A 26,482-nucleotide genomic window follows, 5' to 3' on the forward strand; every position below is an offset into this window, starting at 1 on the left:
GTGAAGTACTGAATGCAATATTAAAGGGCAGGAAATCCATCCCTGCCCGTTTTTCTTACTCGTCCTCTTTATCCTTGTCATTCATATCGATGTTGTCTTCAACAGCATCCTCGCCTGGCTCATTGTTGTCCTTCATCATATCGCCGTCGTCGTCAGTGTTGACATCCGGAGTGTCTGGAACATTCTCATCATTATTATCGATTACGCCATCGTCATCGACATTTCCGTTATTATCGTTCATGTCATTATCCGTTGGATTCTCGATGTTATCATCCGGTGGAGGATTTTGATCGTCATTATTCGCGCAGCCAGCAAGGAACATAGCCGACAGCAAAGAACCGCCGATTAACATCAATAGCTTTTTCTTCATAGGTAAAAGCCCCTTTCATAAATAGGTAATTTGAGACCTGTTGCACGGGTCTGCAGTTAGATTGCCCACCTATGAAAAAAACTTGCATTATTTTGTAAAAAAAGATTTCAAATCGTTTATTTATAAAAAGGTAACACTTTATATTATTAATAAGGAACCATTATTCACCCGATATAGATTGATATACCCTTATGTTCTGTTGCCATACAATCCTAAAAAGAAATAATCACTCGTCTTCTCCGTTTAAACACTCCAAAATCGATGGGAATCACTACATTTTATTGAATAATCACTACAATATAGGAGTAAATCACTCCATTTTCTTCATTAATCACTACAAAACGAATTATAATCACTACTTTTTACTAAATATGTAAAAAAAGAACCCAATCTCCATTGGGCCCTCTAAATGATTATTTAATCGCAAACGTAATCTCCGCTTCGCAAGCCAGCTCACCATCAACCGTCGCAACTGCTTTCCCTTTGCCAATCGGTCCGCGAAGCTTGACCATTTCCACTTCGAGGCGAAGCTGATCGCCTGGTTTTACCTGTCTTTTAAACCTGCAGTTATCAATTCCGGCGAAAAAGCCGATCTTGCCGCGGTTTTCCTCTAGCTTTAATACCGCAACTGCCCCGACCTGCGCCAAAGCTTCAACGATCAGCACACCCGGCATAACCGGGTAATCCGGAAAATGTCCGTTGAAGAACTCTTCATTTGCCGTCACGTTTTTGATACCGACCGCCCTTTTGCCTTCTTCGATTTCAAGAATTTTATCAACAAGCAGAAATGGATAGCGGTGCGGGATGATTTCTTTGATTTGAGTAATATCAAGCATTTTTTAGTACCTCCTACTAATACTTACTAACTATTGTACTAAAAAACGCAATTAAAAAGGAAGGGAAATCTCCCTTCCTTCCGAAAATTTATTCTTTATCGACCAAATCCATAATATGAGTCCAGGTAGACTTTTCAAAAACATCCTTCACTTTGCCGTTGCCCATTATTGCGTAGCCGAATATGGCACCAAGCACAATGCTTGCAGCTAAAAGGACGATTACAATAATAATCCGAAGCCAGATCGGAATAAGGCGAACCCGGATTCTTTTCTTTTTTTCGCGCGTGTTTTTTTCTTTTTTCATATCTTCACGCGTTATTGCTTCTTGATTATTCTTGTTTAAAGCCATTGATTAGTTCTTCCCCTCTTAACGGATTCCGTTCACCAGCCCGAGCATTTGATCGGCCAGCGTAATCGATTTCGAGTGGAACTGGTAGCTCCTCTGTACATTGATTAAATCCGTCATTTCTTTACTCATGTCAACATTCGATTGCTCAAGCGAGCCCTGCTGGATCGAAACCCTGTTGCGCTGCTGACCATTGAGAGCGGTAAGGATGTCTGCCTCTTCCACTCCAAGTTCCGCTAGATTATCTGGCAATCCAAGCAGATTGCCGCCTTTTTGCTCCAAAAACTGCGGCTTCTCTACCAATACTACACCAAGATTGAAATTCTGGCTCGTCCCATCGTACATTTCTGCTGAAAAACCGCCCGTTTCATTGATACGGAAGTTTTTCACATTGCCGGAAATCGTGACAGGCTGGCTGTTTTCATCCAGAATAGCATGCCCATCGCTATTGACCAGCATGGATTCATTATCAGACAGTGGTGTCAGATACAGTGCACCATTGCGAGTCAAGCGCATTGCCGAGCTTCCGTCCTCATTGCGAACTAGCACCCGGTAAAATTGGCCTTCCGATGTGAAGGCTGTATCAAGCGAACGGCCAGTTGATTTCAGGTTTCCCTGAGATAACGTCAGTTGAACCTGTCCAAGTCTTGCTCCATTCCCCTGGCGGATGTTAAAAGGCGTCATCCGGTTCTGCGGCTCCAGCGCATTATTCGGCTGGTTCCGGTATTCCTGTACAAGCAAATCAGTGAAGGACGCATCCCGGCGCTTATATCCTGCAGTATCAACATTCGCCAGGTTGTGGCTGATCAGGTCCATCTGTTTTTGCAGCTGGGATAATGTATTTGTCGCGGTAATCATTGTTCTGTTCATATTTTATACCTCGATGCGTGCCATAACAGACACGGAATAGTTTGCACCGTTATTCGAATCCAGTTTTCCACCGGACTGGCAATGCGATCCAAAATACAAGTTACAGTCTTCCAATTTCGTTCGCAGCCTTCTCCATGCTTTTATCATAAGCCTGAAGAATCTTCTGGTTTGCCTCCAACGCCCGGTATGCTGTCATCATGTCGGTCATTGTCTTACTGATGTCAACATTTGATTGTTCAAGAAAGCCCTGCTGTGTCCTGAATTGGACACCTTCAGCTCCAGTAGCATTCGGCAGCTCGCCGCCATCTTCAGTACGAAACAGGCCATCGCCTTCTTTGATCATCCTGAGCGGGTTGTTTGCGTAGGCAACACCCAGTGCAGCAGTCTCGCCATTTTCACCCGTCAGCACACCGCCTTCACTGATGGTAAAACGGTCGCTGGAGAGCTGGATCTGCTGTCCGGCTGAATCAAGGACATAATGGCCGCTCCCCGTCGTCAAAAACCCCTGCGCATCGACCGTGAAATTTCCGTTCCTTGTATAACGAACCGTACCATCTGCATTGCGGATTGTAAAAAATACCGAGCCATTCTCCGGCATATTTATATCTAGCAGCGCGACATCCGTCTTCCTTCCAGTTTCACGCAAATCGCCCTGGATGAACTTCGGGATCGCTTCCTGCATATACACACCTGTATTGATTGTGCCAATTTCCTTGTTGAACGGCAGATTCAGTCCATTTTCCGTCGGAATCTGCTGCTTGTCAAAGCGCTGGAGCAGCATTTCCGGGAACGCCCTCATTCCCGCCTGGTCCGCCTTATAGCCTGGCGTATTTGCATTGGACATATTATTCGTCAGCATTTCCGTCCTGCGCTGCTGCGCAAGCATCCCGGAAGCGACTGTGTAAAAGCCTCTAAACATGTTTTTCCACCTCTATTGGAAAAATCCCTATCACAGGAAATTTTTTCACTACTCTCTATTATAAGAAATATATCGGCAAGAAACATTAAAAATTTGCAGGAAAATGTAGGATTTTGGGTTTTATTCCAGAATAATTGGGTAAAACATAAAAAAATCTGGAATCCTGCGGCCTTTTAACCGAGGAAATTCCAGATTTTCTGTTTTATACAATTCTGCGGCGACCCGCAATTTTATCAATATTATCAAGCATGATACCAGTACCAATCGCTACGCAATCCATTGGATTATCTGCTATGAGCACAGGAACTTTCAACTCTTCCTGCATCAGTTGGTCGATGCCGTGAAGCAATGCACCGCCGCCAGTCAGGATGACACCTCGGTCAATGATGTCTGCAGACAATTCAGGAGGAGTCTTCTCCAGAACTGTTTTTGCCGCTTGGACAATAACAGCTACAGATTCCCTCAAAGCCTTTTCGATCTCATCAGAATGGACCGTAATCGTGCGCGGAAGTCCAGATACCATATCACGTCCGCGGATTTCCATTTCCTCACTGCGGCCGCCCGGGAAGACAGTCCCAATTTGAATCTTGATGTTTTCAGCTGTACGCTCACCGATTAACAGCTTATATTCACGTTTAATATAACTTAAAATTTCTGCGTCGAACTTGTCACCGGCCATTTTTATTGACTGGGATGTAACGATGTCTCCCATTGATAAGACCGCAACGTCCGTGGTGCCTCCACCGATATCAACAACCATATTCCCGCTAGGCTGGAAGATATCCATGCCTGCGCCGATGGCCGCCACCTTTGGCTCTTCTTCAAGATAAATCTTCTTGCCGCCGCTCTTTTCAGCCGCTTCCTTGATCGCCTTTTGCTCGACACTTGTGATGTTCGTCGGGCAGCAAATCAGGATGCGCGGTTTCGACAAGAACCCTTTTACATTCAATTTGTTAATGAAATGTTTAAGCATGGATTCTGTTACATCGAAATCCGCGATTACGCCATCTTTCAATGGGCGAATCGCTACGATATTGCCAGGTGTACGCCCAACCATTTTGCGCGCTTCTTCCCCGACAGCCAAAACCTTATTCGTATTCTTATCAATCGCCACAACAGACGGTTCATTCAAGACAATTCCACGGCCCTTAACATGGATCAACACATTGGCAGTACCAAGGTCAATCCCAATATCCCTAGCAAACATTCTTCTTTTTCCTCCTTGACAAATGCGCTGGCTGCGGCTGACTTTAGCCTCGTTATCTCAGCTGTCGAAACCCTCATCTATGTAAAAATAGACCACTATGTCCGAGAATATTCAGACGTTGCCGCAATCTGCGAACCATATTCTACCCTAATTGTTTATTTTATCACAATTGTAATAAAGAAGTAACTAACTGTTAATAAATTTGATAGGTTTTGCGGAAATTTGTCATATTAGCGAAAATTCACGGTTTTTTTGTAAAATGGTAAAATAGAAAAAATGGAGAACGGAGGAATCATATGGGCTTAATAACAGCAGCAGTCGTCGTAATCTTATTTCTTTCCTATACAGTCATTAAAAATTTGCGTCAATCCGCACAGCGCGGCGAGGCACCAGATATCAGCAATCCATCCTCAGCACCCGACAGCATCGGAGGGGAAGGACGTGATTCGGATGATGATGGAGGGGATAGTGGGGATTAATTCTAGGACAGTAATTGCACACTTTAACATAGGTATATGGTGAATCATGATAGTAAACTAGCCGGGTTGGACAATCCATGCATACCGAACATCTTGCGTGAGACGATTTGGTTGTCCGACTCGTTGTAGTACTCTGCATAAGGAGATCCGGTTGCGCCGTACTCCTTATAGAGAACATTGGACAACCCTACGTACAGGTACGTCGTTTCCTAGTGTACACATGGTCCTGGCCGTTTTCCCCGTATTTCTTGTACAGGCCAAGCTTCTTGCCCTGTCCCGGGTTGTTGAATGGGCCGTTGCCGGATTTGGCGTTGTCGTTGCAGTTGGCTTTGCCTTTGGTCTTGCCCTTACTATAATTTTAAAGTGGTTGTACGTATTAAAGAATTTGTTAAAACATCACATGGCAATTACAAGAGTTATTCCTATTCTATTATTAACAAGCGGTTTATTCGACACCCTGCACCCCCTTAAACCATAAAAAATGACCTTGATATAATTTCAAGGTCATCAATGGAAAAATTTAAAGAGTCTTACCAATGACTTACCGTCTTACTAAGGAAAGGTATTGACCGTTTGATCTATACGCTTTATTACTGCTCTAATTATTTCTGATTACACTTGATTTTCTTTATTAAAAAACCTTGAAAAGCATATAGCTCATCAAGGTTCTTAAAATAAAAACTATGGTTTTAAAATCAATAAATTATAGATAGTTTCAAAAAAGTTTTCAATTCTTGACCTACTTAACTTTTTCTCTGATATGTTTTAAGTGTTCCTCACATTGTAGGTGATTAAAACCAAATCTAGTAATAGCTCTTTCTATTCCTCTGAAAAAATCATCAGCATTGATTACGAATGATTCATCTTGCTCAACCAACGGAGGAGAAAATAATATTTGCACTCCATTATCACCAAAATATCCATCTTCCCAATTCTTGAAGTTTTGAGCAAATTCACAGCCTGCATCAAGTATTCCAAATCCACTCCCATGACTAAATTCTTCTAGAGCAGTTAAAAAATTAATTTTACCAATATATTCAAAGTATAGATCAATAATATAATCATTTGATCTTTCATTCAATTTCTTAAAATCCATTAACTCAACTCCTAGTTTAGCACAGGGAAGAAATTTGTAATTTCCCCAGTAACCTCATCAATATATCCTCTAAACTTCAATCCATTTTTAGCAGTTCCATCAATAATTCTACCATTTTGTGTCCCATTCCTCATTGCTTCTTTACCCCATTTTATCATGGTATCATTAGTAATTTTACTTGGATCAAATACAGTTTTTGGGTAAGGGATATTCTTGAACTGTCCTTTAATAATTTCTCCTGTGTTATCAATTGCAGGGATTCTATATCTTATCTCAAAGATACCATCAATAGTCTGATGAGGTGTTTTACTGATTATTATGTCATCAATATTCCAACCGTTTTCTTTAATTACATTGTTAAAACTATTAAGATTATGTCCTCCCACTACTCCCTTATTACCTTTTCTAACGATTCCTTGTGCATTAATCAAGTGGTCATCAAAACCCGGTTTAAATTTCAGATTACCTTTTCCCTTAGTAAAGAAGGTCATAACTTCTTCTATTATCGATTTTATTTTATTATCAACTTTTCCACTTACCTCATTCGAAATCGAATCCACTTTCTTTAATACTTGAGGAACTCTGGTCACTAAAAGACTGTCGTATCCCATCCTTAATAATACTTTAGGTTTATCTAGAGGAGAGGTGTATGGGCTTTCTAAAAGCATCATTTGTTCCTGTGGCGATAAAAGGGCTAAATCTTTCTCATAATATCCTGAACCCTTAACAGCACAAGAGTAGTCCGATCCTGTAAGTCTATTAACGAAAGAATGTCTATTCAACTCCTTCTGCAGGAATCGATCATATGCCTGCGGCAACGAAACATCCACTGAGACAAGCTTTGCATCAGCCGGGAACCCGACCATCGCCCTGATCTTCTCCTGGTTGCCTTTTGCGATTTCCTCTGCGGAGATGAAGACGTCCCACTGATAGGTTTCTGTTTCCGAGAAGGACTGCTCCCTTGGGTCATGAAGCCTTTTGAAAATATCATCCTGGATCAGGATCGTCGTGTACTGGTAATACCACGTCGTAGTGAATGACTGACGGTATGTGTCAGTGATTCCATCCTTCGCTGTTTGTATTGACCAGGACGATCTCCGATGGCACTGGTGTCGGTGATGTGCCCGGATAGACTGGCTCCCAATATTCATGGGTGTTGGTACCCACCTGGATCAGGTTGGTCTCCCCTGCTTTCACCCATGATGGGACTGCCGCTCCGAAAAAGTCTTCTGCCATATGCCCTGTCGGATCCCACTGGTTGACCGGGTTGTTCATGACGTAGGCGGTAACGGTTGAGTGTCTGGGTCTGGCTGAAGTTTCCTGGGTAGGTGTCTTCGCTCATGAATCGTGCTGTGCCCGGGTTGTACCAGCGGGCGTTCATATCAACCAGGCCGGATTTGCCGTCGTAGCGCATGCCGGTGTAGCCATTGTAGTTGTATGGCGTCGTTGTTCCGGTGAAGATGCTGCCGAACGCGTCGTAGCGGTAACGCTCGATGATGTCGCCGTGGCGGTCGGTCACCTCGGATACGGCTCTTGTGCCGTCATACTGGTAGTAAAGCATGCCGCCGGTTGTTTTCAGGGCCGGGTCGTGTGCCGGGTTGGACAAGCCATGCATGCCGAACATTTTCCGTGAGACAATCTGGTTATCGGGTCCGTTGTAGTACTCTGCATAAGGAGATCCCGTCGCGCTGTACTCCTTATGGAGGACATTGGACAGGCCTTCCTACAGGTACGTTGTTTCCTTGTGGTACACATGGTCCTTGCCATTCTCGCCGTATTTCTTGTACAGGCCAAGCTTCTTGCCCTGTCCCGGGTTGTTGAATGGGCCGTTTCCGGATTTGGCATTGTCATTGCAGTTGGCTTTGCCTTTGGCCTTGCCCTTACTATTCTCTTTGCCTTTTCCTTTTTCCTGCCCTTTTTTCAGGCCGTCGAAATCCTTCCAGGACATTTCCTCCCGGTAGATGCGGCGTCCCATTCCGTCATAGGAGTAGCCGACATAGCTTTCATCCTCGAACTCGGCGAGGGTCAGCTGGTCCCTGTTGTTGTAGCTGTACTGGACCTTGCCTTCACTGTTTGTCTTGGAGATGACATTGCCATTGTTGTCATACTCATAACGCTCTTTTCCGGCTGTCTGCAGCTGGTTACCGTTACACATATTTTAATTTCCGTAACGCTTTTTAAACGAATAGCGAATATTATACGACCGTCTCTAGCAAAAATACAACCCATAATTTATAAGCCAAGGTAGCAAAAGAACACACTTTCACGATACCCATTGTTTATCGCCACGAGCTTTTCATTCTCGTTAGTTTGTTAGCCATTCCATATCATAACTATCCCTGCCATGTAAAATGTCATCTCGCCCAGTTCTCACGCTTTTCTACCTAGTGCAGTATTAAAATAAAACTCCATGTTGGTCCTACCTTCATGAGCTCTGAATTCTAAAATATTCAATTTATTAATCATGAACAAGTTAAATCTGAACAATTCACTAAATACAGTTATTTTTCACCACTTGCTAAATGTGGCTGATTTACATCTTCAATAATGTAACCAATCTCGTATACTTACTTACTTACCGTCATGAGCTTTTGATTCAAATTCTAAGTTATGCTTTAACCATAATTCACCATAATGTAAAAACCTTGAAAAGCTAAAGGCTAATCAAGGTCTTTAAATTCTATCTATGCTTACTCTTTAGAGATGTACTCGAATGGAATATAGTCCGCCAACCATATAGTATTATTACCTTTGTAAAACCTTATTCCTTCATTCAGAGCCTTCTCGGAATCAATTCTTAGTATAACGGGGGAAAAGTCTTTTCTTTTTCCTACTAAAAATGCCGTATCTTTGTCAGCTGATAGATGAACAAATTGTCTACTCACAGGTTGAAGACCTTGGTTTAATATTTGCTCCACCAAATGTCTTGCTGTGCCATGGTAAACGATTGAAGGGGGAATCCCTGTTCTCATTTTTATTTTCTGAGGTATAGAATGTCCATACAAGGCTCTAATTTTCCCCTTTGAGATCTCATGTCGTTTTTTATCTGATACTTCAATCATTTTAACCAAATCATTAACATCTAGATGTTTCCAGAGATTGTTAACTCGAAAGGTTATTAATAGTTGTTCAATATCTACCCAACCTTCATCATCTAACTCTAATTCATACTCCCAAGGAGCATGACGTAGCGCATACGAAATTTCTTTACTTAGTTTAAAGTAATCCATACTCCTCCAACCTTTTGTTTTAGCCCCCTTAAAAAGAGGGCTTTAGATTATAAATTTAACCCTTTAATGAAATTGGTTCCTAGAAATTCATAAGCACCAAAGCCATCAAAATAAATCAAATAATGGTTATAATAAGTCTTGTCGTTTTTTATAGGACTTTCTTCTTTTAACCAATTTGACATTTTTACAATTCCCACAGCATTATACGCCTTTAGCATATCCTCGTTAACCATGTTATCAGGAGTATGCCTATACTTAGCAACGTCTTTAAATGTAATTCCTGTCCATTCATAAGAACCCGATTCTGATTCAAAATCAAACATGAGGATATAATCTCTTCCCCTTTGTTCAACCTTGGGAGTATGCATAAAGTCTTGAGCTAACTCATCAATTATTAAAACTTTTTCAACTTCCATGCCTAACCTCCTCATTTTAAACTACTAGCATTTTTTCCTACACCAGTAATTCTAAGAACATCCGTTCCATAATTGTCCAATCCATTTCGCAACAATCTCTCGGTTATTTTGGCTTCAATTACTGAGTCTCCAGTTTTATTGACTAAATTCCAATCTGATTCTGCAATACCTGCACGTTTTAGTGCTAATGAAGATCTAGTATTTTCGATTAATTTTACACCATTCCTTTCGATATAAACCACAGGAACATCCTTAACATTTATTTGACCATTTCGAATCATACCTGAAACTTCTCCAATTGTTTTGCCAGCAAATTTTCCTTCTTGGCTGAAATTTGGTGATGCAGTTGTCTGTGTAAACTTCGCATTACCCTTACCCTTAGCAGCTAAATCATCACTTGGATTCTTCGCAAAGGTCTGCAAATCCATTCTTAAAAGTGGAGCTTCCTTCGTCGCTGTATCGACTGCTTTCAGGCTCTTGGTGGTACTTGTCACGGCTTTGCTGATGTTTACCCCTGAATTGATTTTCCCGGAAACACTTAACGGGTTGAGGATGGAAACGGCGTAATACGTTCCCCTTCCCAGGGTTTCATGCCCTGTCATCGCTCCTAAGGATGCGAAGGCTTCTTCCAACCCATGAGTCGTGTCGTACCGTTTTTCTCCGATAAAGCCATTCCTCATCTGGTTGATGCCAGCTTTCATGTTGTAATAGCCGTCCACGATCATATAGGATCCCGCTAATGCTCCCGCTACGGTAGGGGCTGTAAAGACTGCCAATGCCGCACCGCCGACTGCTTCTGCTGCTCCTCCTACTACCTGTAGAGCACCTAATCCAATATCCCACCAGTTCTTCTCTGGTTTCGGGGCTTTTGGTGTTTCAGGCTGCGTCACTTTGGCTAGCTTCGCTAATTCCTTCTGCAGGAATCGATCATAGGCCTGCGGCAACGATACATCCACCGAGACAAGCTTGGCATCAACCGGGAACCCAACCATGGCCCTGATCTTCTCCTGGTTGCCTTTGGCGATTTCCTCTGCGGAGATGAAGACATCCCACTGATAAGTTTCTGTTTCTGAGAAGGACTGCTCCCTTGGGTCATGAAGCCTTTTGAAAATATCATCCTGGATCAGGATCGTCGTGTACTGGTAATACCACGTCGTGGTGAATGACTGCTGGTAGGTGTCAGTGATTCCATCCTTCGCCGTGCTTGTGTTGACCAGCATGATTTCCGATGGCACTGGTTTCGGTGATGTGCCCGGATAGACTGGCTCCCAATATTCATGGGTATTGGTACCCACCTGGATCAGGTTGGTCTCCCCTGCTTTCACCCATGCTGGTACTGCCGCTCCGAATAAATCTTCTGCCATATGCCCCGTCGGATCCCACTGGTTGACCGGGTTGTTCATGACGTAGGCGTAACGGTTGAGTGTCTGGGTCTGACTGACATCACCTGGATAGGTGTCTTCGCTCATGAATCGTGCTGTGCCCGGGTTGTACCAGCGGGCGTTCATGTCGACAAGTCCGGATTTGCCGTCGTAGCGCATGCCGGTGTAGCCATGGTAGTTATATGGCGTCGTCGTGCCGGTGAAGATGCTGCCGAACGCGTCATAGCGGTAACGCTCGATCATGTCGCCGTGGCGGTCGGTCACCTCGGATACGGCTCTTGTGCCGTCATACTGGTAATAAAGCATGCCGCCAGTTGTTTTCAAAGCCGGGTCGTGTGCCGGGTTGGACAATCCATGCATGCCGAACATCTTACGTGAGACGATCTGGTTGTCCGGTCCGTTGTAGTACTCTGCATAAGGAGATCCGGTCGCGCTGTATTCCTTATGGAGAACATTGGACAGGCCTTCGTACAGGTAGGTCGTTTCCTTGTGGTACACATGATCCTTGCCATTCTCACCGTATTTCTTGTACAGGCCAAGCTTCTTGCCCTGTCCCGGGTTGTTGAATGGGCCGTTTCCGGATTTGGCATTGTCATTGCAGTTGGCTTTGACTTTGGCCTTGCCCTTACTATTCTCGTTGCCTTTCCCTTTTTCCTGCCCTTTTTTCAGGCCGTCGAAATCCTTCCAGGACATTTCTTCCCGGTAGATGCGGCGTCCCATTCCGTCATAGGAGTAGCCGACATAGCTTTCATCCTCGAACTCGGCGAGGGTCAGCTGGTCCCTGTTGTTGTAGCTATACTGAACCTTGCCTTCACTGTTTGTCTTGGAGATGACATTGCCATTGTCGTCATACTCATAACGCTCTTTTCCAGCTGTCTGCAGCTGGTTCATGGCATTATACGTGTATTCGCTGGTTCCTTCGTCATCCGTCATCGTCAGCCTGTTTCCGGCTGCATCGTAGGTGTACTTGACTTTGCTTTGTGGATTCACCAAATAATCTGGCAGGTTATCCACTGGTCCGTTGCTTAGGTCAAGTTCGATGTTTCCATCAGGTCCGCATGATAAAGGTGATTTGTTATTTTTGCCGTTGTTTTCTTTGCCCTTAGACGGTTTTTCCTTTTCTGCCGGTTTTCCTTTTCCTTTTTCAGAGCTGTCTTTTCCGCCCTTGTTTGGATTATTTCCTTTATCAGACTTGTTCTTGTCTTCTCGAGCAGGAGACTTGCCCTTGTCTTTAGTTTCACCAGTAGTTTTCTCTTCTGGCTTTCCTGTAGTCTTCTCCTCTTTGGCCTTCTTCTCATCTGAAGCATTAGGCTCTTTATTTTTTTGTCCTTTCTCCGAACCTGGTGCCGTTTCAGAAACATCAGCTTTTGCTGCTTCGGCCTTAGAGCCGCTAAAGAAGCTGACTATGCTTTCCCACAGATTCTTAAAGAACCTTCCGATTGCCTCTGCCGCTGCTTTTATTTTTTCTTTAATAAAGGCAATGATTTTGTTTTCGTTTTTCTCTTCCTCAGTCTTTTTGTCTTTTGAGTCTGACGAAGCTGCTGCTTCCTTCACTTCATCCTCAGCATTAGAAGAATCAAGAGTGGAATCCAGAGCTTCTTCTTTGCCAACCTTTCCATTTTCCGGGTTTTCTGATTCGGACACTGAGGTGCCTGTTGCGTCTTTCTCCTCAGAACCGCCAATCATGTCACCAATAAGAGGAAGGGCAACAATTTTTTCTTGTATTTTCTTCATTCCAGATTCGATCGACTCTATTCCTGATTCAATCGACTCTGAAATTTTCCCCGGTTTCTTGCTGCCATCGGAAGGAGTATCCGGCTCATTCCTCAGTCCTTTGATCTTCTCCTTTGGATAAATGACTTCTGTCAATCGATTCAAGGCATCGTAGCTATACTTTGTAGCCGCTCCGTCTTCCTCGATCTGCGCAGTACGATTGCCGTTTTTATCATACTGATACGCAAAGGAAGAGAAGACTCCATCTGAATTTTTGTTTTCAATTTCAGACAGGTTTCCATCTTTGTCATAGCTTCTGGCAATGGTGTTGCCGTTCGCCATGCTTCTCTTGATTTCACGGCCCAGGCCATCGAACTTAAAGGATGTGACGTTTTCATCAGGATCCGTCACACTGGACATTTGGTTCCGCTCGTCATAGGTATAGGCAGTGGTCCGATCCTCGCTGTTTGTTACCTGGAGCATGTTTCCAACTGCATCGTACTTGAATTGCAGCTGTTTTTCCAGCTTTACATTGTCCTGCAATGTCATCCTGCCCATCGCATCATATTGATATTTTTCATGGGATGCAGGGGAAGACAATTCCGACAATCTTCCGGCTTTATCATATTGATAGTTGATCTTTTCATCGCCATAGTCGGCGCTTTTCACCTGGCTCAGCTGTGAGTATTGATAAGCAACCGTATTGCCATTCGGCATCGTGACGCTTCCGAGCTGGCCTGCAGGGTCATATGAATATTGCGTCTGCTTGCCGAGCGGATTTGTCTCTTTTGAAACCTGGCCATTAAGATTATACTGCCAGCTTCTCATGTTTCCATTCGGGTCGGTCTGCTTGATCATCTGGCCGAGCTTGTCATATTCATATTGGGCAGTTCCCTTTAAAGCATCCTCTACCTTGGATAACCGATTCAAAGAGTTATATTGATAAGAGGTATTGTAGCCTAAAGGGTCTGTTTCTTTTACAAGATTGCCCGCTTTGTCATATTCATATTTTCTCGTATTTCCTTGAGGAGAGATTTCCTCAACAAGACGGTTCAGTGGGTCGTATTTATAGCTGGTTACGGCACCAACCTGATTGTTAACAGTCAGCATGTTCCCGGCTTTGTCATACTCCCAGTGAGTCTTGTAGCCTTTTGCATCTGTTACCTGGACAGGACGGCCGATTTCGTCGTATTGGTACGAAACCTGGTGCTCAAGCGGATCTGTTTCGCTTAATACATTTCCTTCCGCATCATACGTATACTTCGTTTTAAAACCAAGAGGATTGGTTTCCTCAAGGAGGTAGCCTACTTTATTGTATGTGTATTTCCATGTCTCTCCCGCAGGATTTGTCTTCTCGAGGGTCCTGGAGAGCAGGTCATATTTAAATCCGGTTTCCCCTCCAGCCGGATCTGTCAGCACTTCAAGATTCCCGGCGCTGTCAAACTTGTACTTTGTTGCGCGCATCAGCGGGTCGATTGCTTTTGTATTCCTGCCAATGGCGTCATATTCGTAAGCCCAGATTCCGCCTTCAGGATCGATTTCCTGTACGAGATTGCCAAGCTTGTCATACTTGTAAGCAGATTTTCCGCCGTCTGGGTTTGACTGGGCAGCCAATCTGTTCAGTTTGTCATACTGGTAGGAAATTTTCCCGTCCGCCGGGTTCGTCATGCTTGTCATGTTGCCAGCAAGGTCATATTCATAGCTTGTTGCATGGCCATTTTTATCGACTGCCGAAAGGACATTGCCCACTGAGTCATAAGTTGTTTTTTCAATATTGCCGAGTGCATCCTTCACTTCCGTCAGACGGTTAAGAGGATCGTATTTATAAAATGTCTTGTTCCCTAAAGGATTCGTTTCCTCAATCAGATTCTGGAGCGCATCAAATTTTTGGCTAATGACTGCTCCAGTTGGATCGGTTACTTTTACGATTCCTGCCTGATCACTGAACTCATACTTCGTCGTTTTGCCGCGTCGGTCTGTTTCAGATACCAGCCTGCCAAGGGCATCATAATCAAATGAACTGCTTTTCCCCATAGGATCGACAGTTTCAAGGATATTTCCGACCTCATCATATTGGTACTTGGTGACCCCGGCCATTGGATCGATTGTTTCTATATTTCTTCCCAGTGCATCATAATTATGTGAAGTGACTGCACCATTCGGCATGATTGCCTGTTTTAAACGGCCGGCCTGGTCGTATTCATAGGATGTTGCCTGATTAAGCGCGTTGATTGTTTTGATCAGCTGGCCAAGCTTATCGTACTGGTATTGTGTCTTATTTCCTGCAGGATCCGTCACTGAAAGCAGCTCACCTGCAAGGCTGTATTCCATTTCGGAATTCTGGCCAAGGGCATCGGTTACTGTCTTTACGTTGCCGAATTCGTCATATTGGTAGGAAGTATTATTGCCAAGAGGGTCAGTCATGCTCGTAACCCTTCCCAAGGCGTCATACTTCATTTTTTGTTCGGCTCCATTAGGCTGTGTCACCAACTCTGCCTGTCCTAATGGATTGTATTGATACTCTGTCTTCCCTTGAAGCGGATCCACCATCTCTTTAACCCGGCCAAGCTTGTCGTATGCCCATGTCATCGTCTGCTTGAGCGGGTTCGTCATGGTTAGGGTCCGGCCCATCACATCATAGGTATAGCTGGTTGCTCCCTTGATATCTTCCGATTTTGTCACTCTGCCGAATGAATCATAGGACAGTGTCGTTTTCTGCCCTAGCGGATTAATGGCCTCATATAATCTGCCTGCATCATTGTACTTGTATTCTGTAACAGCATTATCCGGCCGTGTTTCCCTTGTGACCTGGTCAAGGACGTTATAGTAAAATTGTGTTTTTTGGCCGAGTGCGTCCTCAATGATGGTTGGACGGCCTGCCTTGTCATAGGTCCAGGCTGTCTTTTCGCCAAGAGCGTTGCTAAACTCGCTGATCAAGCCCAGGCTATTGTATTTGTATGTCAGTTTCGTTCCATCTGGACGAGTGTAAGTTGATGTGTTATCTGCTGCATTATAGGTCCACTTATGGACTCTGTCCATCTGGTCTACTGTTTCAACCAGGCGGTCCAGTTCATCGTATTTGAAGGTTTGAGTGCTTTCTTTTGGACCTATGATTTTTTCGGTACGGCCTAATTCATCGTAATAGAATGAAGTGACCTGGTTCAGCGGATTTTTAATCGCCGTCAGGTTCCCTATCGCATTATAAGAATAGGTAATCTTTCCTCCTGCAGGGTTGATTACCCCTGTTGCATGGCCGTTTTTATCATAATCATAACTCGTGACCTGTCCGAGAGCATTTTTCACTGTGGCGAGCTGCCCGCCAGGATGGTAAGTATACTCCTCGGTGGTTCCGTCACGGAGCGTCTTTTTATAAACCTGTCTAATAGAATCATATAAATAAGATTCTTTTGTGCCGTCCTCATATACTTTATCCTTTAATAAGCCAAGTCCGTTATAGACATACTGGACTGTCTGGCCATCAAAAGATTTCTCTTTTTTCAAACGCCCGATTGAATCATATTCATAGCTTTGTACTCTTCCTGCTGGATCAGTGATTGATGTAATCTGCTGGGAGTTATTGTACTTATAGCTGGTTGTGCGGCCAAGCTCATCCTTGATTGTGTCAACCAGGCCCTTTGAGTTATAAACATACTCGAGTGTACCCCGTGGCGATGTCACTTTCTCCGCCCCGTGCTCTCCATAAACATAAGAGGTTGTACCCTCGATTGTTTTAAAGGTTTTCAGTCTGCCAAGTCCGTCCCAATCATAGGATATCACCTGGTTTCCTGGTGCCGTTACAGTTTTTACCCTTCCAGTCTTGCTGTCATAGGAATAGACATATTGGTATCCTTTTGGGTTTGTAATGGTTTCCAGTTTGCCAGCGTTATCATACTTATGGGATGTCACCTGACCCAGCTGGTTGGTAATCGTCAGGATCCTGCCAGCCTTGTCATAGGAATACTGCAGCGTCTTCCCATCAGCATAGGTGATCTTAAGGAGATTCCCATCCCCGTCATATTGATATTGCTCTCTATAGCCGTTAGGCTCCTGCATCGATTTGATGTGCCCAAGGCTGTCAAAAGTGTAGCTGGTGATTTCACCTTTTGCGTTCTTCGCCTGTTTCATGTTGCCAAAAGCGTCGTATTCGAAGGTGATTTGAGCGCCAGCAGAATCCTTCGCCCAAAGCATGCGGCCCTTGCTGTCGTGGCCATAAGTCGTAACAATTCCATTTTCCGTTTTCTTTGTTAATTTTCCGTTGGAATCGTAGTCATAAACGGTTGATTTTCCAGTGGATTCATTGATCGTTTTTGGCTGATTCCATAAGTCCTCATATGTATAGGTTGTGGTTACGCCAAATATGTCAGTCTTTGTCTTAATACGATCCTTATCATCATAGGAAAAGCTTTCTGTTCCTGTGCTGGAAATTTTCTTCGTTATCTTTCCATTATCGTTGTTTTCAAAGTTTGTCTGATATCCCAGCGGGTCAGTGACACGGACAGCCTTCTCTTTTGCAATATGATAAGTCCATGCTTCTCCTGCTGGATTTTGCTTAATGGTTTTCGTCAGTTTTCCTGAACCGTCAGTTGTATAAGAATAGCTATACAGGACAGCGCCAGCAGGATTTTTCGCCGTTTTGACACGATTGTTGCTGTCATACGTGAATGAAGTGGTTTCCCCTTCACCATTTGTGATCCCTGAAATACGGCCGCCGTCATAAGAATAAGTGATTGATTTATTTCCTGGGTAGTTTACGTTTTCCAGTCTTCCAGAGCCATCATAAGAGAAGCTGATTTTACGGTTTTCTGGATCAATCAGCTCACTGATATGGCTGCCTGACCATTTGATCTGGATCGTGCGGCCGTAATCGTCTGTCATCGTTTCAAGCTTGCCTTTATTGTCGTAACCGTATTGAATGCTGTTGCCATAACGATCTGTTTGTTTGACCAATCTTCCGACTTTTTCGTCCTGGCCTTTTCTCCACGATGCATAGTAGCCATAATAGGTATATTTTGTTTTATCAGCTGTTTCAACAACATACTCAAACTGGCTAATCCTTGTAAGCTTATCGCCATTGGCCGCTGTAATATACTCGCCCTTGTCAAGCTCATAGTTTGTCATGGAGTCTTCATCGTATTCGGTCACATAGGCATTCGGATCTTTCTTGTCGAATGCGTAGCTTTGGGTGCTGCCGTCTAGGCGGCTTTCTCCCATTGAAAACTCGGCATACATTTCGAGTCTTGATTCCAGTGATGTGGTCCAGCCTTTCCCAAAAGGACCATCTTCGGTATTATTGCTGGAGTAATCTCTCTTGATGCCAAACGGACGCAATACTTCCGGAACAAGAATATCTTCTTCCTTCAGTTCCAAATATCCGTTTTCGATGTTGATAGGTGGTTCAGCAGTCGTGTTTGCAGGCGGCGGTGCCTGCTGCTGCTTTCGTGGAGCCACCTGGCTGTTTGGAATTTCCGGTGAAGTATTTGGCACCGGGGGCTTGATTCCCTGGGCTGGATTGTTGACCGGCTGATGCTGGTCGATTTCCGGCAGCAGGCCAAGAAGGTTCTCAGGATTCGAATAAAACTCCTGTTCAAAAGCCTTCTTCTCAGCAAATGCCTGTGCTGGATAGACCCCAACACTACTGAATAGGATGATTGCAGATAAAAATATTACGGTAAATCTTTTAAAATACATAAAAACTCCTTTCTTTCCGTCTGTAAAAGGGCATACTTCGCCTTTTGGTTACCGGTAAAAAAGGAGTTTACTAGGATGAATGATTCACGGCAACCCAGCCGCCATAATAGGATATACCCACCTTAGGCCTGAAGCTTTGCGTCCCCGCCTTTCAACGGGTTTGCCTTTTACTTGAATAGTTATAAAGTTATAGTTCAATATAACTATACTACATTATTTTACAAATTCTGATTATTTTTTATAAAATAGGACAATTTTCCTAATTATTGTCGAAAAAAAGAATCCAGAGGATGGATTCCTCTGGATTCTTTTTCTTTATTCTTCAACTTTCATCCTTCTTCTGCGTATCACTACCGTAGTTGCGGCAACTACAAGACCTACTACTCCGGCCAGTGTACCGCCAAGCAAAGGTTTATTTTCATAAAACTTCACCAATGCTCCCTTTTCGACGATTTCAAATGAAATGACTGTTGTTTTTTCATTGCCTGCTTCGTCATATGCGGTAACTGCGATTTCGTAAGGCTTGATTTCAGCCAATTTGGTTTTGATTACTTTGTAGCCATTTTCTTCTAATACGTCCCCTTCGAACATTTCGCCGTTAATCATGACAGATTTTATTTTGTCATTCGGGTTATCGAGGCGGATGGCGATGTCAACAGGGTCATAGTATTTTTCTTTATTTTTCACACCTTCATAAACTACCTTTGGCGCGGTTTTGTCGATAATGAACTCGACGCTCAGCTGCTGGATGTTGCCTGCCTTATCCTTTACTTCGAAGAACATGACGTGCTTTCCTTCTTCCTTGATCGGGTCGCCAGCTTCATATGGTTTTCCATCAAGCATCATCGCAATGATGTCATAAGAACTCATGTCCTCGATCAAAAGCTGAGGCAGAAGGTCGGTGTTGAAATACTTATTCGAAATCGGCTCTTTGAACTTGATGACTGGCGATGTTTTATCGATTGTGAAGACAATCGTTCTTGATGAAATATTATTCGCCAGGTCTGTTACGACTGCTTTTAAAATATAATCCTGTTCGTATTCAAGCTTTGTTCCGTTTTCGAATGTCTTGCCGTTCAAGGTTACGGATGTCTTGCTGCTATCCAGATGGATGTCTGAATACGTCACTTTCGGCGCAATGTTTTTATTGAAGAATCCATCGAGTACGCCGGAAATATTCAGCATTGGCTTTGTAGTATCAAGTGTGAAGCCTATTTCCAGTGTTGATTCATTGCCGGCTTTGTCGCGAGCAAGAACCTTGTATGTGTATTTCATTTCCTTTGCTGCAACAGGGATGTTTCTGCCAAGGTTTGCGCCGTTGTTCAGAGTAGCCGATACGATCATATCCTCTGCTTCATCCAGGGCAAACTCTGGAGTGAATACTTCATTGATATACTCGCCATTCTTAATGACACGATTCTGTCCTTTAAACTTCGGCGTAATGACAGGCTTCGTCTTATCGATGGTGAACTTCATCGTCTTGCTGAAGCTGTTGCCTGCTTTGTCGGTTGCTTCAACCAGGATGTTGTATTCACCTTCTCCGCTGAAGTTGTGGCGGAAGGAAGCGAGATCTCCATTAACAGAGAAGCCGCCAGCGTTATATCTTGCACCGTTTCTAGTCACAGCGATTCTGTTGATATCCAGGTTTACGTCCTTGATTGTAGCGTTAACAGGTTTATCAACATTGTAATAGGCGTTATTTTCGACACCAGTGATGTCAATTTCAGGTTTGGTCTTATCGATTGTAAAGGTCCTTTTTTCAGTGATTGGACCGTTACCGGCTTTGTCCTCTGCAGTCGCGAGGATTGTGTATAGGCCGTCCCTGGTAAAATTGTAGCCCAGCTTCGAAAGTTTTCCGCTGTTCTTCCATGTACCAATAGGGAATGCAGCTCCATCTTTCGTCGCGCTGATGCTCACATTGTTCGTTTTATAATTCAGTTCGTCAATCGAGATGGTGACATATTTGCTTTCAGGATTGAAAGAGTTATTTTCTGCTCCATCGATTTTTACGATTGGATTGGTTTTGTCGATGATGAAAGCAAGTTGATCATGTCTCTTTGAATTGCCGGCTTTGTCGGTTGACTTTAGGTTGATGATATATTTGCCTTCTTCAAAGAATGTATAGCTATTTACCGCAACTGTTTTTGAATCAGCAAGCAACTTTAACTTGCCAACATTGTACGGCTTACCATTTTTCTCAACGTTTAGTTCTGTGTTTGAAAGATTGATATTGCGGTCTTCAACTTTCATTTTGACCAGCATGTTCTTTCTGTAGTCATTACCATCTTGAATCTCTGTCGCTAGTTCTACTTTAGGCTCTGTCTTGTCAATCGTGAACTTGAGAGTTTTCATATCAGCACGATTTCCAGCTGCATCTTCTGATTTAACAATGATTTCATAGTCATTATCAACTTCAAACCTGTGCTTTAAAATTGTTTCTTGATCAACGTTTTCCCACTTAACAGGATACTTGACCTTTTCCCCATTCACTTTAAACTCGATTTCCACTTTATTATTTTCAAAGTTTCGCTCGTTTACCTGGATTTTAATCTCTCGGTCTTTGTTATTGAACGAATTATCTTCAGCGCCAGTAATTTTAATTTCCGGCTGAGTATCGTCCACAGTGAAAGTCCTTTTCATGGTTGACTGGTTTCCTGCTTTATCCGTTGCTATGACGGTGAATTCGTAGTTTCCGTCGCCTTTGAATGTGTAGTCATTTGTAGTTTTTTCACCCTTATCGGTCCAGGAAAGTTTTTGTTTCTCCCCACCATTTATCTTGTAATAGACCTCTACATTCATGTATTCATGGTTATGCTCATCAACCTGGACCTTAATCAAGTTTCCGCCCTTTACAAAGTCCCTATCTTTTATTCCACTTAAAGTAAGCTCCGGTTTCGCCTTATCAATCGTGAAAGATATCGGCTTAATGGCATAGCTATTTCCCTTTTTGTCATAGCCTGAGAATTCTAACTTATAGTCTCCCTCTTCTTCAAAAGACAGGACCTGGTAAGCAGTTTTCAGTCTACCTTTATTTTCTTTTGTCCACTTGTCATATTCAACAATTGTCCCGTCTTCTTTTGTGACTTTCAGCAGGGACTTGCTCAGGTCAAGTGTTAAGTCTTCTATGGTGAAGGTCGCATCCTTCAATCCTGGGTAATGGCCACTTTGCTGCAGGTTTTCTACCGTTAGCTTCGGTTCATTCTGGTCAATCGTGAAAGTGATTGCTGAATCATTCACCGGTCTATTTGTTGCTTTGTCCTGGATGTCAAAACGGATTTCATAGTTACCGTCAGCATTGTAGCTATACTTATATAGTGCGCCTTCAAGGTCACCTTCTTTTATCTTCTCGATTACCGGTTTAGCCTTTAAGTCCTCACCGTCACGCCAGACAGAGATCATTGTATTATCAAAATCAAAGTTCTCGTCCGTCACCTTGATGGTGAATTCCTGTTTTCCGCCGTAGTCTTCACCATCATTTAAATCCTGGATTTCAAGGATAGGAGGTTTTTGATCCATGATAAAAGTGAATGGACCTTTAGAGTTCGGGTTATTGAAGAAATCATTTGCTGTCACTTCAACACTGTATTTGCCATCTTCTTTAAAAATATGTTTTGTGTAAGCTGTGAATAGAAATTGTGTAAATGGATCATGTTTAACTTCTGCACCATCTTTTTTTATGGTTAGAGACTTTTCAATCAGGGTTAAATCTGTGACGGAAAAATCAATTTGAGTATCCTTGTTAAAATACTTGCCTTGAAGTTGTTCATTTTCCAGACTTCCCGCCTTCATCGAGATGATAGGGCCGGATTCCTTATCGATTTTAAACTTGGCAGTCTCGTTTATTTCATTGCCAGCTTTATCGATGGCATTTGATTGAATGGTATATTCACCTTCTTCAGACGCTGTGAATGTTGTTTTACCATTACCATTCCTTGTCGAGACGTCCTTTTTATCTCCGTTGGCATACTGCAATTTCACCGTTACATTAGAAGATTGTATGTTAGCTTCATCCAGTGCGATCTCAACTTCCATATTCTCATCGCTTTGCAAGCTATAAGCCTTATCTTTCTCGAAACTGTAAGTGAATTCAGGCTTTGTATTATCAACCACGAAAGAATATGAGACGGGGTCATGGAGAATCCCCTTATTGTGATGGTCCTTAACGGTTACTTTGACTAAATAAATTCCGTCCGGATTTGCAGTACCACCCTTTGTGAGATCATACTCGAATATTTCTGTTGTTCTTTTTGTAGGAACCATTTGCTGCGCGGGAAGTTCCTCACCATCTTTGATAATGACCAGACTTGCTTCCCCAATCAAAATTTCACTGTCAACCTTGACACCAATTCGCTTTGCTATTGCATAATCCTTGATGACTTTTCCCCCATCTGTCATGTTAAACACAGATACTTTTGGTTCATTTCCAGGCTTTGATACTGTCAAATAGAAAATTTTTGATACTTCGTTTCCTGCTTTGTCTTTTGCTTCAATGGTTACTTCATAATTGCCGTTTTCTTTAAAAAGGATATCCTTTGTATACTTTCCAGTTTCCGCAACATCAGCTGTAAATACCACTGCCGCTTCATCATTCTTTTTCTTGGAGATCTTAATCGAATTCGGTAAAAGGTTTACTTCATTCACTTCTGCCGTTAAAGTAACATCTTTTGTGTAAAAATCATCGTTAACGGAGCCATCAGGACCATTTAACTCTGCTGCAGGTTTTGTAATGTCACGATGGACAGCAAAGGAACTTGCTGAAGCAGGATTTTTCCATTTTTCAAGATGTGCTATATCAATGTTGATCTTTACAGCCCCGTCAGCAGCCACTGGAACGGTAATATTGTATAACCCCGTAAAAGCTTCACCTATTCCCTGAGGAGTAACAGCTATATTATTAATGGAGTTTTCTCCTTGTGTTGCCGAAACTGTGATAGGCTTATCAACGTCTGGGTTTATATTAGATTTGTCTTCAATTCTTCCATAATCATCTTGCAAATCGACAACAAAGGAAATATTCTCTTTGTTTGTCCACAGAGTCCCCAAAGGCTGTGATTTCATCTCCCATTGTTGGCCATCAAAAGAAATATACCTTTTGGGCTCTGTCTGCTCCGACAGAACCTTTCCATTTAAAATCAAAACCGAAGAAATTAACACCAGCACGAGTGGAAGAGCGATTGCCCATTTATTTCGGGGCTTCTTTTTCTTTTTCCTAGGTTCAAGCATCTCTTTTTCTCCTTTTAAATAATGGTTTTGGAGTGGACAATCATGATATCCACTTGTTTCTGAAAACTTGGTTCCTCTTCTGTCAGCAAGGTGGTCTCATTGATGTTGTCTAATGGTGTTGTTTCATCCATGTCATCCGGTTCCGCTGTAAGGACGGTAGTTTCATTCCATTCGGACAGAATGGTCGTCTCGGTTGGTGAATCATGGGAGGTACTCTGGCTTGTTGAAACTCCGGCTGCCACTGGTTCCCGCACCGGAACTTCAGCTAATAATGCTGTAGGCTCGTATCCAGCCTGAGTAAGAAGAGCAGTCGGCTCAAGGCCATCCTGTTTAAGCAAAGCTGTCTTTTTGAAGCTCTCCTGGCTTAAGAGAGCAGTCGGATCCATCTTCTCGCTTGCCATCTTTTCGGTCGGCTCCACATATTCACCAGCTGCGACTTCCTTCTCAACATTCTTGCGGACATGGATTTCCTTTGTTGTCGGCTTGGTGCTTGTGTCGGTCTGTTTACTGGTCGTCTTCCGGGCTTTTCTTCCCGCCCCAGGCCAATTCCATCCGGTAAGGTCCGTAATCACCTGGGCAATATTGAGCTTCATATAGACTGTGATGGCTATCACCAGCGTAACCGCTGCCCCTGCCATTCCGCCGTAAAACATAATCTGGTATGCCAATCTCTTTCAACTGCCTTTCTTGAGAAGTGCCCCTTTGCTACTTGGGGCCTTCCCTTTACTCCCCTAGAGAATATTCAAGTTTTCCATACGTCTGGTGAGTTTTTTGAAGCCTTCATCGTCTTTGACGCCAGGCAGGCTGCCTGCTTTTTCATAGACCTTTTTCGCTTCGGCATAATTTCGGCTGCCTTCCTCTTTGTTTTGTTCAATGTCGAGGAGCAGGTTCCCGAATTTCACATGTGCGTCGATGCTGTCAGGGAATTTTTTTAGCGTCGTGTTACGGAAATGTTCGACTGCCCGTGAGAATTCACCCATCTCCTGATATATAACGCCAACTTTGACATAGACTTCTTCCTGGTCGGCGACATTCAAATCGAGCAGATTGTTATAACGCTCGATCGCCTGTTCAAAATCGCCGCGCGCGGTGGCTTTGTCCTCGGAATTCACGCCGCGGCTGTAGTATGCCTGAGCCAGCTTCTGTTCAAATTCCATTTCATATTTGAATTGGAGCTGTTCGTTTTCGAGCTTTGCCAGTACTTCCTTCGCCTTCTGCACAATTTCGATCGCCTGGGTATTGGCATCTGGAATCTGGCTTTTGTAAGAAATATAGATGTTGGCAAGTGAATTGTAGTTATCGATTTTCCTACTGTCGTTGGCAAGGCCATCATTGTACTCGTGGAATTCCATAAGGTCTCCGGCAAATTTGGCATAGTCGACGTTCAGACTGCTCATTGTCGTTGCCAGCGACTTGTAATATTTCGCATCCGGCAGGTCTTTTTCATCGATTTGCTGGAAGTATTTCAGCGCATTGTTATAGTCCCTTTTTACATCGAAATAGGTCATCCCCATTTTGAAAAGGACCTCGTTATTCTTATGGACTCCTCCGTATTCATCCTGTATGTATGATTCCAGCTTGGCGAGTCCTTCGTCGGTCTGGTTTCTATTAATATATAAATCAAGCAGATTGATGTATGCCTCCGGACGGCTCTTGTCGACGCGGGTGGCACTTTCGAGAAGCTTGATCGCCTCGGTCTGCTCTCCGTCCATCAAGGCAATGCTGGCCTGATTAACAAGATTCATATAATCCTGGAACTGTTCATTTTTCATCCCTTTGTAGCCAAGGGCAGAAGTCGTCGAGAATCCGAGGAACAGTACAGCCGGAACAAGGAACATCGCCAGCTTCTTTATCAGCATGTTCTTGTAGCCCTTTGTCAGCCTGTTGATATGTTCGAGGTCATAGCTCAGCTCTTCGCAATTCTGATATCGATTTGCTGGTTCGGCCTGGGTGCATTTTTTGATGATATGCTCGAGGCCTTCAGGAAGTGTCGGATCCCACTCTCGGATCGGCCTGATTTCAAACGGCGGCTCACTGAGGCTTTTGCCGGTGACGAGATGGTAAAGCGTAATTCCCAGGCTGTAAATATCCGTTTTCGCGTCGGTCTGCCTGCCGGAAATCTGTTCAGGGGCCGCATACCCCTTCGTTCCGAGATTCGTAGTGTCAGAGAGATTCTCGGTTTTGAATTCCCGCGCAATCCCGAAGTCAATCAGCTTGATTTTCCCCTCAGGCGTAAGCATGACATTGTCCGGCTTCATGTCGCGGTAGATGATTGGATAAGGCTTTCGGGTGTGAAGGTATCCGAGCACATCGCTCAGCTGCTTCGCCCACTCGATCACTTCTTTTGCGGGGATTTTACCGTCGCGCTTCAGGCGTTCCTTCAGCGACTCACCCTCGATATAGTCCATCACCACATAAATGTCGCCTTCGGACTCGATGATGTCATAGATTTTCGGCAGTGAACCGTGGTCGAGCTTCTTTAGCATGTTCGCCTCAACGACAAGGCTGTTGATCAGCAGCTCGTTGTTGCTGTTGCTGCGCTTGCGGATATCCTTGACGACGAGCGATTTGTTGAGCCGGTTGTCCATTGCCAGATAGACGACACTCATGCCGCCGCGCCCGATCTCCTTCAATATTTCATATCTGTCATCAATAATCGTGCCAATTTGTATCAAAGTCATTCCTCCCAGAAACGCGGGCTGGTTCT

The 26,482-nt window shown here is 43.6% G+C and carries 18 protein-coding genes and 1 riboswitch; of the genes, 2 read left to right on the top strand and 16 right to left on the bottom strand.

Annotated features, from left to right (window positions below):
• Positions 1 to 55 precede the first annotated feature (55 nt).
• The 6 genes from QNH36_RS22665 to mreB all read right to left on the bottom strand — a co-directional run bounded on the left by QNH36_RS22665 (position 56) and on the right by mreB (position 4,548).
• On the bottom strand, positions 56 to 370 hold the full coding sequence (locus tag QNH36_RS22665; RefSeq protein WP_144478349.1) for a hypothetical protein: 315 nt from the start codon (positions 368 to 370) through the stop codon (positions 56 to 58).
• A 413-nt stretch (positions 371 to 783) separates the two neighbouring features.
• On the bottom strand, positions 784 to 1,206 hold the full coding sequence (gene fabZ / locus QNH36_RS22670) for a 3-hydroxyacyl-ACP dehydratase FabZ (RefSeq protein ID WP_144478351.1): 423 nt from the start codon (positions 1,204 to 1,206) through the stop codon (positions 784 to 786).
• Between the two features lie 88 nt (positions 1,207 to 1,294).
• Positions 1,295 to 1,555, bottom strand: a complete 261-nt coding sequence (locus tag QNH36_RS22675) for a DNA-directed RNA polymerase subunit beta (RefSeq protein ID WP_144478353.1) — start codon at positions 1,553 to 1,555, stop codon at positions 1,295 to 1,297.
• An 18-nt stretch (positions 1,556 to 1,573) separates the two neighbouring features.
• The gene (locus QNH36_RS22680; RefSeq protein ID WP_144478355.1) at positions 1,574 to 2,422 is read right to left on the bottom strand and encodes a flagellar hook-basal body protein; all 849 of its coding nucleotides are present in this window, start codon (positions 2,420 to 2,422) and stop codon (positions 1,574 to 1,576) included.
• Between the two features lie 100 nt (positions 2,423 to 2,522).
• On the bottom strand, positions 2,523 to 3,341 hold the full coding sequence (locus QNH36_RS22685; RefSeq protein WP_283904328.1) for a flagellar hook-basal body protein: 819 nt from the start codon (positions 3,339 to 3,341) through the stop codon (positions 2,523 to 2,525).
• Positions 3,342 to 3,543: 202 nt separating this feature from the next.
• A complete protein-coding gene (mreB, locus tag QNH36_RS22690) occupies positions 3,544 to 4,548 on the bottom strand; it encodes a rod shape-determining protein (RefSeq protein ID WP_283904329.1) in 1,005 nt (334 codons plus the stop codon).
• A gap of 296 nt (positions 4,549 to 4,844) precedes the next feature.
• Between mreB and QNH36_RS22695 the strand changes: the two genes are divergently transcribed.
• Both QNH36_RS22695 and QNH36_RS22700 read left to right on the top strand, forming a co-directional pair.
• The gene (locus tag QNH36_RS22695; RefSeq protein ID WP_283904330.1) at positions 4,845 to 5,027 is read left to right on the top strand and encodes a hypothetical protein; all 183 of its coding nucleotides are present in this window, start codon (positions 4,845 to 4,847) and stop codon (positions 5,025 to 5,027) included.
• Between the two features lie 151 nt (positions 5,028 to 5,178).
• On the top strand, positions 5,179 to 5,505 hold the full coding sequence (locus tag QNH36_RS22700) for a hypothetical protein (protein ID WP_283904331.1): 327 nt from the start codon (positions 5,179 to 5,181) through the stop codon (positions 5,503 to 5,505).
• A 261-nt stretch (positions 5,506 to 5,766) separates the two neighbouring features.
• Here the strand turns inward: QNH36_RS22700 and cdiI are convergent, their stop codons facing one another.
• From cdiI to QNH36_RS22750, 10 genes are all read right to left on the bottom strand, one after another.
• Positions 5,767 to 6,123, bottom strand: coding sequence for a ribonuclease toxin immunity protein CdiI (cdiI, locus tag QNH36_RS22705; RefSeq protein ID WP_283904332.1), 357 nt, complete (start codon positions 6,121 to 6,123; stop codon positions 5,767 to 5,769).
• Positions 6,124 to 6,134: 11 nt separating this feature from the next.
• Positions 6,135 to 7,274, bottom strand: a complete 1,140-nt coding sequence (locus QNH36_RS22710; RefSeq protein ID WP_283904333.1) for a CdiA family toxin C-terminal domain-containing protein — start codon at positions 7,272 to 7,274, stop codon at positions 6,135 to 6,137.
• On the bottom strand, positions 7,271 to 7,747 hold the full coding sequence (locus QNH36_RS22715) for an RHS repeat-associated core domain-containing protein (protein ID WP_283904334.1): 477 nt from the start codon (positions 7,745 to 7,747) through the stop codon (positions 7,271 to 7,273). Before QNH36_RS22715 ends, QNH36_RS22710 begins: the two co-directional genes overlap by 4 nt.
• A gap of 99 nt (positions 7,748 to 7,846) precedes the next feature.
• Positions 7,847 to 8,278, bottom strand: coding sequence for a hypothetical protein (locus tag QNH36_RS22720; protein WP_283904335.1), 432 nt, complete (start codon positions 8,276 to 8,278; stop codon positions 7,847 to 7,849).
• 535 nt (positions 8,279 to 8,813) lie between these two features.
• Complete coding sequence (locus QNH36_RS22725) at positions 8,814 to 9,353, bottom strand: RNA 2'-phosphotransferase (RefSeq protein ID WP_283904336.1); 540 nt, start codon at positions 9,351 to 9,353, stop codon at positions 8,814 to 8,816.
• A gap of 47 nt (positions 9,354 to 9,400) precedes the next feature.
• Complete coding sequence (locus QNH36_RS22730) at positions 9,401 to 9,769, bottom strand: hypothetical protein (RefSeq protein WP_283904337.1); 369 nt, start codon at positions 9,767 to 9,769, stop codon at positions 9,401 to 9,403.
• Positions 9,770 to 9,780: 11 nt separating this feature from the next.
• Entirely contained in the window at positions 9,781 to 18,552 is an 8,772-nt protein-coding gene (locus QNH36_RS22735) for an RHS repeat-associated core domain-containing protein (protein WP_283904338.1), read from the bottom strand.
• A gap of 85 nt (positions 18,553 to 18,637) precedes the next feature.
• A riboswitch (cyclic di-GMP riboswitch) is annotated at positions 18,638 to 18,727 on the bottom strand.
• 140 nt (positions 18,728 to 18,867) lie between these two features.
• Complete coding sequence (locus QNH36_RS22740) at positions 18,868 to 23,775, bottom strand: Ig-like domain-containing protein (protein WP_283904339.1); 4,908 nt, start codon at positions 23,773 to 23,775, stop codon at positions 18,868 to 18,870.
• A gap of 14 nt (positions 23,776 to 23,789) precedes the next feature.
• Positions 23,790 to 24,443 (bottom strand): hypothetical protein, encoded by a 654-nt coding sequence (locus QNH36_RS22745; RefSeq protein WP_283904340.1) that lies wholly within the window; start codon positions 24,441 to 24,443, stop codon positions 23,790 to 23,792.
• Positions 24,444 to 24,506: 63 nt separating this feature from the next.
• On the bottom strand, positions 24,507 to 26,456 hold the full coding sequence (locus QNH36_RS22750) for a protein kinase domain-containing protein (RefSeq protein ID WP_349654830.1): 1,950 nt from the start codon (positions 26,454 to 26,456) through the stop codon (positions 24,507 to 24,509).
• Between the last annotated feature and the right edge of the window lie 26 nt (positions 26,457 to 26,482).

The sequence above is a fragment of the Mesobacillus sp. AQ2 genome (assembly GCF_030122805.1).
In the GTDB taxonomy this organism is placed as follows: domain Bacteria; phylum Bacillota; class Bacilli; order Bacillales; family Cytobacillaceae; genus Mesobacillus; species Mesobacillus oceanisediminis_A.

Coding starts and splice junctions, on each gene's coding strand:
- QNH36_RS22665 (WP_144478349.1), bottom strand. CDS start 370: ATGAAGAAAAAGCTATTGATGTTAATCGGCGGTTCTTTGCTGTCGGCT.
- fabZ (WP_144478351.1), bottom strand. CDS start 1,206: ATGCTTGATATTACTCAAATCAAAGAAATCATCCCGCACCGCTATCCA.
- QNH36_RS22675 (WP_144478353.1), bottom strand. CDS start 1,555: ATGGCTTTAAACAAGAATAATCAAGAAGCAATAACGCGTGAAGATATG.
- QNH36_RS22680 (WP_144478355.1), bottom strand. CDS start 2,422: ATGAACAGAACAATGATTACCGCGACAAATACATTATCCCAGCTGCAA.
- QNH36_RS22685 (WP_283904328.1), bottom strand. CDS start 3,341: ATGTTTAGAGGCTTTTACACAGTCGCTTCCGGGATGCTTGCGCAGCAG.
- mreB (WP_283904329.1), bottom strand. CDS start 4,548: ATGTTTGCTAGGGATATTGGGATTGACCTTGGTACTGCCAATGTGTTG.
- QNH36_RS22695 (WP_283904330.1), top strand. CDS start 4,845: ATGGGCTTAATAACAGCAGCAGTCGTCGTAATCTTATTTCTTTCCTAT.
- cdiI (WP_283904332.1), bottom strand. CDS start 6,123: ATGGATTTTAAGAAATTGAATGAAAGATCAAATGATTATATTATTGAT.
- QNH36_RS22710 (WP_283904333.1), bottom strand. CDS start 7,274: ATGAATATTGGGAGCCAGTCTATCCGGGCACATCACCGACACCAGTGC.
- QNH36_RS22715 (WP_283904334.1), bottom strand. CDS start 7,747: ATGTTCGGCATGCATGGCTTGTCCAACCCGGCACACGACCCGGCCCTG.
- QNH36_RS22720 (WP_283904335.1), bottom strand. CDS start 8,278: ATGTGTAACGGTAACCAGCTGCAGACAGCCGGAAAAGAGCGTTATGAG.
- QNH36_RS22725 (WP_283904336.1), bottom strand. CDS start 9,353: ATGGATTACTTTAAACTAAGTAAAGAAATTTCGTATGCGCTACGTCAT.
- QNH36_RS22730 (WP_283904337.1), bottom strand. CDS start 9,769: ATGGAAGTTGAAAAAGTTTTAATAATTGATGAGTTAGCTCAAGACTTT.
- QNH36_RS22735 (WP_283904338.1), bottom strand. CDS start 18,552: ATGTATTTTAAAAGATTTACCGTAATATTTTTATCTGCAATCATCCTA.
- QNH36_RS22740 (WP_283904339.1), bottom strand. CDS start 23,775: ATGCTTGAACCTAGGAAAAAGAAAAAGAAGCCCCGAAATAAATGGGCA.
- QNH36_RS22750 (WP_349654830.1), bottom strand. CDS start 26,456: ATGACTTTGATACAAATTGGCACGATTATTGATGACAGATATGAAATA.